Origin of the sequence: uncultured Phascolarctobacterium sp. (genome assembly GCF_937920985.1) — a bacterium.
Lineage (GTDB): Bacteria > Bacillota > Negativicutes > Acidaminococcales > Acidaminococcaceae > Phascolarctobacterium_A.
The window spans coordinates 18,616-29,181 of record NZ_CALDXR010000003.1 but is presented as its reverse complement, the minus strand read 5'-3'; the positions used below and the strand labels follow the sequence as shown (position 1 = coordinate 29,181).

The following is a 10,566-nucleotide window of genomic DNA, read 5'->3' as shown; positions in this document are numbered from 1 at the left end:
GTCCACTGTGGATTTTTTATTTTATTTTTTGTTCAAGTTGATTATACAATCTACCGCATTTTTACATTGCCGTTAATAATTAAATCAGCCTTATTTGCTGCAGTTATACCGGCAGAAGCGCACTTAGAGGTTGCAGTGATATCCAGATTACTGTTCACAATGACCTTGCCACCAGTTGCAACAAAGCCAGTTACTCCATCCCACGCATTGGGGCGACCATTGCTCTGATACAGATGCAGCGTACCCTTTTTGCCAGTACCGTCTACGTTATTATAAACGTAGTTATAGTCTTTAGTACCGTCAGTTGTGATTGCATCAGCATTTTTTACATTAAAAATGTGATCCTTGCCTTGAAAATCATAGGTAATAGTATCGCCACTTTGCGTAACGGTACTGCCACCTGCGCTGATGATTGGCTTATCATCATTGACAACACCAGTTAGACCATTGCTATAATCCGCCGCAAAGGTCGGCATAGCAAGCATACTAGAAGCGCTGATAGTCAGCAAAACGCCTGAGACCAGCGTCTTCCATTTTCTTTGACTTAGCTTCAAGATATAGTCCTCCTTATCAAAAAACTTAGGGAAAAGCAGAAGCAACCACTGTTTCTGCTTATTCCTATGTGCGGAAATAACTTCCGTACAACTTTATATGAAAATCTTACAACCTGCTACTCATCAACACAGATTGTGACCTCATAACATAAATACGCAGATGCTGCAATCACGGCAATGATTTTACGGCAGCACTGCCAAAAAGCTTTTATTTAGCCCAAACTGCTTCCATGATGTTGCCGTATTGTGCTTCCATAAATTTCACTGCTTCACCCATGATAGCATTCACCAGTGCTGGGTTGAAGGTGTTGTTTTCAGCGGTGATGCAAGCGTTCAGCATGAAGTCGCCTCTGTCGGAAACGGTAAATTTGAACGGACGCACGTTGTTGTTCATGTTGTTGATAGCAGCGGCAAGTGCTTTCAGCTTTTCTTCATCGATTACCTGCGGTGCGATTTGTACCTGCAGCATCAGATATACGCTGTCATCCATCAGCAGAGCCATCGGCAGCAATTGGCCTTTTACCTCCATGCGGCTACGGAAGATAGTGGTATGCTGCTCATCCTCTAATTTTTGAATATCAAAGCATTCAATTTTATTGTCAGCCAAAAATTGAGTCATTTTCTCGATTTTGTTTTCCATTTCGATTACCTTAGTTTCTTCTTTAGTTGCTTTTGCCATGATGATAAGCTCCTTTACATCAAAAAAATTTTATATACAACGGAACAGAGCTTGCTGCTCCACATATAGCATGGTGAACACTAAAAATAAAAAAATAGCATAGCTTAAAAGGGCTTAAGCTGTGCTATTCCTATCTCCTCAGCACAAGATCAAGCAAAAAAGGACACTTAATGGATAATGGGCATAGCACTCCCATTAATTAATAAAGTCCGTTCTCGTAGATCTTTACTAAATACCAATCTGTCAGTACCCTGGCTTAAAGTCATTGTCTCTGCATTCCTTTGTAAGAGGTTAGTTTTTTTCCTAATAATGCATCGACTCATTTTTACAGTTGCGGAACAGCGTTGAAATCTCATCAAACTTCCCTGCAAAGCATTCATCCACGTGGGATGAAGCCTCCAGACTAGGATTATATTCTATTGTAATCGAGATAGTCAGAAGTAAAAAATCACTTCATTTATCAAAAAATTGTGTACTTTATTAAAGATACTTCATTTGCATCATATCTCGTTTTAGTATTAATTTCAGTTTAGCACCTACTTGAAGCTTTGTCAAGGATTATTATTTGAAGTATTCTCTTTTATAAAATAGTATATTTAGTTTATTATTCAACAAAAGCTCACCAACAATCAAAAATGCCGACGTCCGCAAGCCTTTCGGGCTACAGCGTCGGCATTTTCATTTACGCCTTACGGCGATTTTATTTAGCTTTCTTCAGGAATTTTTCATACATTGCATGGTCTTCGGCCATCATCTTATCAGCATCGGCACCGATAATGCAGGTCGGATCGATACCCTGTTTCATGAAATAATCCTTGAATTCCTTGGATTCGCAAACCTTTTTAGCAGCAGCGCGCAGAGCTTCCAGCTTTTCTTTCGGAGTATCCTTAGGAGCAACCAATGCTGCCCAAGCGCGAACGGTCATGTTGTGGCCCAGCTCTTTGAAGGTCGGAACATCAGGATAGATTACGCTGCGGGTATCAGCCATAACAGCAAGAATCTTCAGGTTGCCTGCGTCTACCTGGCTCTTGAAAACAGACGGGTCAGCCAGGGTTGCATCTATGTGCTTGCCAGCCAGAGCAGCGGCAATGTCAGCAGATCCTTTCGGATACGGTACATGCTTGAATTGTACGCCGAATTCCTCTTCAAAGGAAAGTGCAGCAATATGCCAGATAGCGCCGATACCGGAGTTACCCATCTTCACCTTGCCGGGGTTTGCCTTAGCAAAGGCTACGAATTCGTCTACACTGTTATAAGGAGCATCCTTCGGCACGATCAAAGCTGCCGGAGCTGCAATCGGAGCGCAGATAGCTGCATAATCCTTATAGGTGTTTTTGCATTTGCCCTGATGCGGGAACATAGCCAGCTCAACAGTAACCATACCCAGAGTATGACCATCGGGTTTAGCGTTTGCCAGCTCTACCATGCCGGTTACACCGCCGCCATCGGGTTTGTTTACAGGCACAAATTTGCTGCCCTTCAGCTCTTTTTCCATGAACTGAATCAGGCCTCTGGCAGAGATATCGGTACCGCCGCCCGGAGCCTTAGGAATAATTACGGAAATATCTCCGTCTGCAGGGTAAGCTGCTTTTTTGCTGTCGCCACCGCAACCGGTAAGCATAACAGCCATGGTCAGCATAGCCATCAGCACAACTAAAATTTTCTTCATTGTCTTACATCTCCTTATATTTTAAATTTAAAGGTTAACAAGTTCATCCGCGCTCAATTTTACACAAGCAATGTTGCAACGTTTATAGGTGTAAGTGATTACGATATCTTCTCCCAGGGCAATAATCGCCGGATAGGAAAATTCTGCAGGCTCTGTTTCCAGGTCAAGCAGTCTGCGCCAGCTCGCACCATCATCTGTGGATTGGAACAGACTTAAGGGAGAACGCTGTCCCCAGTTGGCAGCAACAGGATTGCACACCAAGTAGAGCACACCGCCAGCAGTCCGCACCAAGTCAAGACCGCTGTTATTGTTTGGCAGACTCAAAGCGTAGGCACTGCACCAGGTTGCGCCGTCATCCGCAGAATCGCTGCGATAAACAAAGCCTTCACTGCTGCGCAGCAGCATATGCACGCTGCCGTCCGCACTCTGCCACAGGCTCGGCTGAATCACGCCGCGTCCGTAAAAGGACTGCTGGCTGACAGCAATATTACTGTCGGCAGTCTTTTCGCCTGCCTGATATTGCAGGCCGTCAATCTGCACTGCAGAGGATTTGCGCCAGCTTGCACCATCGTCATCGCTGATATCGGCAAAGGCCTTCCAGATACCGTGTTCGGTAGAAGCACCGGCAAGAATACGTCCGCTTGCCAAGCGCAACGGCTTGTTTCGTACAGGTCCGCGCCCGCCGCTCACATCACCGGGCACCAGCTCCTGCGGTCCGCTCCAGGTTTCGCCGTTATCTGTCGACTGCAGCAGCCTCGTCTGCCAATCGGCAATCTGCTGCCCTTGCTTGTAAAACAGCAGGATTCTGCCGTCCGCTCCTGCAAAAAGCACCGGATTCCAGTTCGCCGCCGCCCCGTTCACCAGCAGCTGCGGCTCACTCCAGCCTGCTTCCGTGCGCCTGCTGAGGTAGATACCCACGTCGCTTTCGCCCTCATGCGTACCGCCGAACCAGCAGCACAGCAGGCTGCCGTCTGGCAGCGCCAATACTGTTGAAGCATGGCAGAAGGCCGTCGGCAAACAGCGCATAATCAATTCCTTTTGCATTATATCAATCACATCCAAAAAGTCGCATAATTCTATAACATAAGTATTGTAACACATATGCTAAAGAGCGTAAACTATTTTCTTCACATTTCTGACAAAATTTGCTGTTGCGCGGGCAACTGCCCTCCGCAACAGTATTAATTATTTTTAACACTGTTGCAAATTTCATCACTAGTATTAATTTATTTTAACACTATAAGCGATTTTCTTGTTAGTGTTAATTATTTTTAATACTATTGCTGGATTTGCTCCTCTTTATAACCAAAACGCAGGCACAAAAAAAGCCCGTCCTTACGGACGGACTTTTCAGCATAAACCGGATTATTTACGGATACCCAGTTTAGCAATGATTGCACGATAGCGCTCGATGTCTTTGCTAGCCAGGTAATTCAGCAGGCCACGACGTTTACCTACCAGTTTCAGCAGGCCACGACGGGAATGATGATCTTTTTTGTGCTCTTTCAGATGCTCGGTCAAATATTTGATGCGTTCGGTCAGAACTGCGATTTGTACCTCAGAAGAACCGGTGTCACCTTCATGACGTGCGTTTGCCAGAATTACTGCTTGTTTAGCTTCGCTAGTTAACATTGTTTGTTTCCTCCTAAAATTTCAAATTGCCATAAGCGTAGCAGCCGTTGGAGAATCGAACTGCCAAGCCTTGGTTCAAATACTATGATAGTATACCATATCTTGCCACCAGATAGCAAGTATTTTGTAAAGTTTTTTATAAAAACAGCTTTAATTTACCGCAATACCGCTTCACAGTCATGCTTATCCTGCGCCAGCTGCTGCTTGAGCTGTTCAATGCCGGCAAATTTTACTTCACCGCGGATGCGCTGCACAAACTGCACCGTGAGCTGTTTGCCATAAAGGTCACCGGTAAAATCAAAGATGTTAGTTTCCAGACGCGGTTTGGCAACATCGCCAAAGGTAGGATTATAGCCTATATTCGCCATACCATGATAGCTTACGCCATTCACCAGTACACGTACAGCATATACACCGCCCAGAGGCACTGCCACATGAGCATCCTCCAGCTCAATATTGGCCGTAGGATAACCCAGCAATCTGCCACGCTCGTTGCCGTGCGCTACGGTGCCGCTGATGCTGTAGCTGCGCCCCAGCATAGCAGTTGCCTCTGCTACCTCACCGGCAGCAATCAGCTGACGGATAGCAGTGCTGCTGATAACAGTTGCACCCTCGCTTACCAGCTCGCGCACAACCAGCTCAAAGCCCATGGCCTTGGCGGAAGCAGCCAGCGTATAGACAGTTCCCTGTCCGCGGCAGCCGTAGGTGAAGTTGGCACCGACTACCAGACAGCTGTAATCAAGCTGCTGCAAGCGCTGCAAAAACTCCTGCGGCGAAAGGTCTGCTACCTGCTGATTAAAGGGGATATCCACCAGCACATCCACGTCAAGCTGCTGCAAAAGCTCCTGCTTTTGCGCAACTGTTATCAACGCCGGCGGCACCATACCAGGACGAATCCATTCAAAGGGATGGTTGCTGAAGGTAAAGACTGCCAGCTTGGAGTTACATTCACGCGCCTTATCTCTTGCGGTTTCAATTACATCAAGATGACCGCGATGCAGGCCGTCAAAGGTACCCAATGCAACCACACAGGGAGCGGAAAATTTATGCAATTGTTCTAAAGAAGTAATAATCTCCATGCTTATTCCTCTGGCATCGGGTAATGCTCTAAGATTTTTTCTGCCTGCAGACGCTCCTGCTCACAGCGGACGATGCCTAAGAATTCATCCCCCGGCCCCAGCAGTACGTATCTGCCGTCGGCAGTCTGCGCCACCGTGGTGCGTACACCATTAGTAATGCGCGCCGCCTGACGGGCGTTCACCTTGAGCTTGGGCAGCTCGGCAACAGCAGTCAGCGGCTCTGCGGCACAGGCTTCGGGATTCTCCGCGATTTCCTGCAGCGTGCAGGCCTTGTCAATTGTGTAGGCTCCCACCTGGGTGCGCAGCAAAAAGCTCATCGTACCGCAGGTTCCCAACGCTGTCGCCAGGTCCTCGCCCAAAACGCGGATATAGGTGCCCTTGGAGCAGGCCACACGCACGGTAAAGCTCGTTGCCGTATAATACAGAAGCTCCAGCTTATAGACCTCGATGGGACGTGCGGTGCGTTCTACCTCTACGCCCTGACGAGCCATCTGATACAGCTTTTTGCCGTTGATTTTGATGGCCGAATACATCGGCGGCAGCTGCATTTGCTTACCCGTAAAACGTGCAAGTACAGCTTCCAGCTCTGCCTTTCCGAACGCAGGCACAATCATCGTTTTGACAACCTCACCGCTGTCATCGCCGGTAACGGTCTGCGCTCCCAGCGTAAATTCAGCAATATATTCCTTGCGGCCTTCTACGGCAAATTCCAACAAACGGGTTGCACTGCCCGCAAAAACAGGAAGAACTCCTGCCGCGTCAGGGTCAAGAGTTCCCCCATGTCCGATTTTCTTTGTGTTAAGCACGCGCCGCAAAAAGCCGATAACATCATGTGATGTCATCTGTGGTGGTTTTAATACATTAAAAATTGCGTCCATATTAAACCAATTTGCCCAATGCCTCCAGCAGCTGAGTGCGAGCCTCCTCTACCGGTGCATAAATCGTACAGCCTGCTGCCCGCAGATGACCGCCGCCGCCAAAGGCTACAGCCACAGCGGATACGTCAACGCTCTTGGAGCGCATGCTCACACGCGTTACCGCCGGCTCAACGGCCTTGAACATAATAGCTACGTCAACGCCCTCAATATAGCGCGGGTAGGACACAAAGCTGTCGGTCTGGACATCCTTGTCATATAAATCGTTGGTAATTGTGAGATAAGCAATTTTGCCTTCATAAGCGAAGGTCAGCGAAGGCAATACCTTGGCCAGCAGCTCTACCGTATCACGGGAGCGCACGTCCAAAGCGTCGCTGATTTCGTTAGGCTGCACGCCGTATTCCAGTAGCTTGGCGGCATTACGCATAGTTTTCGGCGTAGTGTTGGCATAGCGGAACGAGCCGCAGTCTGTGCTGATTGCCGTGTAAAAGCAGGTAGCAATTTCCTTATCAAAGGGCCATTGCATAGCCATGAACAGATCGCACATTACCTCGCCTACAGCTGCTGCCTTGGCATCCAAATAGAGATAATCAGCAAAGCGGTCATTGGAAATATGGTGGTCGATGTTCAGCAGCGTTTTGGCTTCCACAATCTCGGACACCAGACCTACGCGATCAAAGGAGCTGGCATCAATAACTACCAGCAAATCCGTCTGCAGCTTACTGCCCTCTACCGGACGCTCACACAATTCTATACCGGGAATAAAGCTAAAGCTTTTGTTGATAATATCATCACAGAAAACAGTAACCTGCTTGCCCTGCGCCAGCAAAAAGCGTGCCAGTCCCAAAGTGGAGCCCAGGGTGTCACCATCCGGACTTACATGGGTGCACAGCACAATTTTTTCTGCCGCCAGCAGCATAGCGCCTGTTTCCTGCAGGCTAAGCTCCTTACTCATGCTCTGCTTCCTCAGCTGCAGGCTTTTCTTCCTGCTTAATTTTATCTAAAATGCTCTGAATATGCGCACTGTATTCTGCAGAAGTATCCTTCTGCAGAATCAGAGTCGGCGCGAAGCGCAGACGGATGCGTTTGGCAATTTCCGTACGCATAAAGCCTAACGCCTTGTTCAGAGCCTTCCAGGTTTCATCCTGTTTATCCTTGGGACCATACATGCTGATGAAAATCTTTGCATAGCTCATGTCATCTGTCAGCTCCACGCCTGTTACGGTAACAAACTGAATGCGCGGATCCTTGACATCATGCAGGAGCATTTTGCTGATTTCGTGCTGAATGGCCTCCTGTACTTTTTCTACTCTAAGTCTTGCCATTTTCTTTTCCTCTATATATAGATATAAGCTGACTAAAGGCAACAGGTGCAGGGAATGCGGCGGCGTATTGCTACTCCCGCCTGCATTCCTGCGCAATCTGCCTTATGCGCCAGACTATTCTACTGCGATTTCTTCCATATCGTATACTTCAAAGATATCGCCCTCTTTAAGGTCGCTGAACTTCTCTAAAGTAATACCACATTCAAAGCCTTGGGCAACTTCCTTCACATCGTCCTTGAAGCGGCGCAGAGATTCGATAACGCCCTCGTGAACAACGATGCCGTCACGGACAACACGAACCTTGGAGCTGTTGGTAACCTTGCCTTCAACTACATAGCAGCCTGCAATCTTCAGCTTGGAAATAGTAATCAGCTGACGGATTTCTACGCGGCCTTGGATAACCTCCTTGAATTTAGGAGCAAGCATACCCTTGATAGCAGCCTCAACGTCGTTGAGTGCGTCGTAGATAACGCGGTAGGTGCGTACGTCAACCTTCTCGGTTTCGGCAGCCTTACGCGCGTTAGCGTCAGGACGAACGTTAAAGCCGATAATCAGTGCGTTGGCAGCGGATGCCAGCATTACGTCGGACTCGGTGATAGCGCCTACGCCTGCATGGACAACGGCAACCTTAACCTCATCATTTTTGATTTTTTCCAGGGATGCCTTCAATGCTTCGATGGTGCCCTGAACGTCAGCCTTAACTACGATGTTCAGCTCTTTGATTTCGCCTTCTTTAATACGTTGGAACAGGTCATCCAGAGAAACCTTGGAGTTCAGCTTGATTTCCTCTTCCTTCTTCTTGGCGATACGTTTTTCGGCAACGCCGCGGGCAGTCTTTTCATCGGTGCTGTCCAGAATATCGCCGGCAGCCGGTACATCGTTCAGGCCCAGTACCTCTACAGGGGTAGAAGGCAGAGCTTTTTTAACCTTTTCGCCACGGTCATTGATCATTGCACGAACCTTACCATAGGAGGTGCCGGCAATAATGGTATCACCGATATGCAAAGTACCGCGCTGTACCAGTACGGTAGCAACCGGGCCACGGCCCTTATCCAGCTGTGCCTCGATGATGGTGCCGTGAGCAGGCAGGTTCGGGTTAGCCTTCAGCTCCTGCATTTCAGCAACCAGCAGAATCATTTCCAGCAGGTCACTGATACCGGTTTTCTGATGTGCGGAAACTGGAACCATGATGGTGTCGCCGCCCCAATCCTCAGGAATAAGCTCATGCTCAGCCAACTGTTGTTTAACGTGATCCGGATTTGCGCCCGGACGGTCGATTTTATTGATAGCTACAATGATAGGTACCTTTGCAGCCTTAGCATGGTTGATAGCCTCGATGGTCTGCGGCATTACACCGTCATCTGCTGCTACAACCAGGATAGCAACGTCAGTTACCTGTGCGCCGCGGGCACGCATAGCAGTGAAGGCTTCATGGCCCGGAGTATCCAGGAAGACAATCTGCTTGCCCTGGTAGTTAACCTTGTAAGCACCGATATGCTGGGTAATACCGCCAGCCTCGCGGGAGGTAACGTTGGTTTTACGGATAGCGTCCAGTAAGGAGGTTTTACCATGGTCAACGTGGCCCATAACGGTAATAACCGGCGGACGCGGAACGCGTTTTTCAGGCGGATCGTCAACCTCAGGAATCTCGGTCGGATCCTCCTCAGGTGCTCTTTGACCAACCTCTACACCAAAGTTATCGCCAATAAGCTGTGCAGTATCAAAATCGATATCCTGGTTAATGGTAACCATTACGCCCAGCATAAACAGAGCCTTGATTACTTCATTAACTTCACGCTTAATGAGCTTGGAAAATTCCTGTACATTAATGGATTCGCCGATTTCAACGTAGGTCGGACGAACGATTTCTACCGGAGCCTGTTGTTGCTTCGGTGCGGGCTTCTTGCCGCCGCGGTTTACCGGCATCTGATGGCCGGCGCTGCGGTTCGGACGGCTTTCGCGGGTAGCGTAGCTGCCCTTAATCTGCGGCTTGTTGTCCTTACGGCTCTTGCCTGCATTACGACCGCCCTGGCGGTTGTCGCGAGCGCCTTCACTGCGGCCGCCATTGCGGCCTTCGCTACGGCCACCGCTAACCTGTGCACGGCTTTCGCCGTGTACGCTTTGGCCGGGTTGCTGGCTCTTGGGGCCTACAAAGATACCGCCCTGGCGTTGTTGGCCATTACGGCCACCTTGACGGTTGCCCTGCTGGCCGCCACGATTTTGCGGACGACCTTCATTACGGCCACCTTGATAGTTACCCTGGCCGCCTTGGCGGTTGCCCTGCTGGCCGTTGCGATTTTGCGGACGGCCTTCGTTGCGGCCACCCTGACGATTTTCATTACGCCCTTGAGCGTTGTTGTTGCGTTGATTATTTTGCTGATTTTGTTGCATATTCCTCTGTCCGTTATTCCTATTCATATTGTTATCGTTTCTTTTAGCTGTAGCCTGCGGATGCGCAGGAGCAGCCGGTTTGCTGACATCACGTTTTTCCGTCTTCGCCGGTTTGGGCGGTTCTGGTTTTTTATCATAAGCTTTACGGATAACAGACATAGCCTTGTCATCAGCTGCACTAAAATTAGTTTTTTCGATATTATTTTTCTTCAGTAGGTCAATGACCTCATTTACTGGCTTGCCATAATCCTTGGCAACCTCGTATATTCTTTTATTACCCATTCATCCACCTCCAGACCAGATAAATAAGAAGCAGATTCATCTGCTAAGCTTACACAAGCGGCGCAGACAACTGTGATTTA

10 protein-coding genes are annotated in these 10,566 nt (G+C 48.6%); all 10 read right to left on the bottom strand.

All coding sequences use genetic code 11. The annotated features are described in order from the left end of the window. Positions 1-50: 50 nt before the first annotated feature. Positions 51-554 carry a hypothetical protein gene (locus tag Q0612_RS00325; RefSeq protein WP_298879285.1) on the bottom strand — a complete coding sequence of 168 codons (504 nt, stop codon included), beginning with the start codon at positions 552-554 and terminating at the stop codon, positions 51-53. 208 nt (positions 555-762) lie between these two features. Next, positions 763-1,233: a hypothetical protein gene (locus Q0612_RS00320; protein WP_298879282.1), complete on the bottom strand. Its 471-nt coding sequence runs from the start codon at positions 1,231-1,233 to the stop codon at positions 763-765. Positions 1,234-1,933: 700 nt separating this feature from the next. Further along, a complete protein-coding gene (locus tag Q0612_RS00315) occupies positions 1,934-2,902 on the bottom strand; it encodes a tripartite tricarboxylate transporter substrate binding protein (RefSeq protein ID WP_021720217.1) in 969 nt (322 codons plus the stop codon). 27 nt (positions 2,903-2,929) lie between these two features. Further along, complete coding sequence (locus Q0612_RS00310; protein WP_298879278.1) at positions 2,930-3,946, bottom strand: exo-alpha-sialidase; 1,017 nt, start codon at positions 3,944-3,946, stop codon at positions 2,930-2,932. Between the two features lie 321 nt (positions 3,947-4,267). Beyond that, the gene (gene rpsO / locus Q0612_RS00305; RefSeq protein ID WP_009145254.1) at positions 4,268-4,534 is read right to left on the bottom strand and encodes a 30S ribosomal protein S15; all 267 of its coding nucleotides are present in this window, start codon (positions 4,532-4,534) and stop codon (positions 4,268-4,270) included. Between the two features lie 155 nt (positions 4,535-4,689). After that, positions 4,690-5,613, bottom strand: coding sequence for a bifunctional riboflavin kinase/FAD synthetase (locus Q0612_RS00300; protein ID WP_298879274.1), 924 nt, complete (start codon positions 5,611-5,613; stop codon positions 4,690-4,692). Between the two features lie 2 nt (positions 5,614-5,615). Next, positions 5,616-6,491: a tRNA pseudouridine(55) synthase TruB gene (gene truB / locus Q0612_RS00295; protein ID WP_298879271.1), complete on the bottom strand. Its 876-nt coding sequence runs from the start codon at positions 6,489-6,491 to the stop codon at positions 5,616-5,618. 1 nt (position 6,492) lies between these two features. Beyond that, on the bottom strand, positions 6,493-7,443 hold the full coding sequence (locus tag Q0612_RS00290; protein WP_298879268.1) for a bifunctional oligoribonuclease/PAP phosphatase NrnA: 951 nt from the start codon (positions 7,441-7,443) through the stop codon (positions 6,493-6,495). Next, positions 7,436-7,813: a 30S ribosome-binding factor RbfA gene (gene rbfA, locus Q0612_RS00285; RefSeq protein WP_293723876.1), complete on the bottom strand. Its 378-nt coding sequence runs from the start codon at positions 7,811-7,813 to the stop codon at positions 7,436-7,438. Before rbfA ends, Q0612_RS00290 begins: the two co-directional genes overlap by 8 nt. 114 nt (positions 7,814-7,927) lie before the next feature. After that, positions 7,928-10,486 (bottom strand): translation initiation factor IF-2, encoded by a 2,559-nt coding sequence (gene infB / locus Q0612_RS00280; protein ID WP_298879264.1) that lies wholly within the window; start codon positions 10,484-10,486, stop codon positions 7,928-7,930. Between the last annotated feature and the right edge of the window lie 80 nt (positions 10,487-10,566).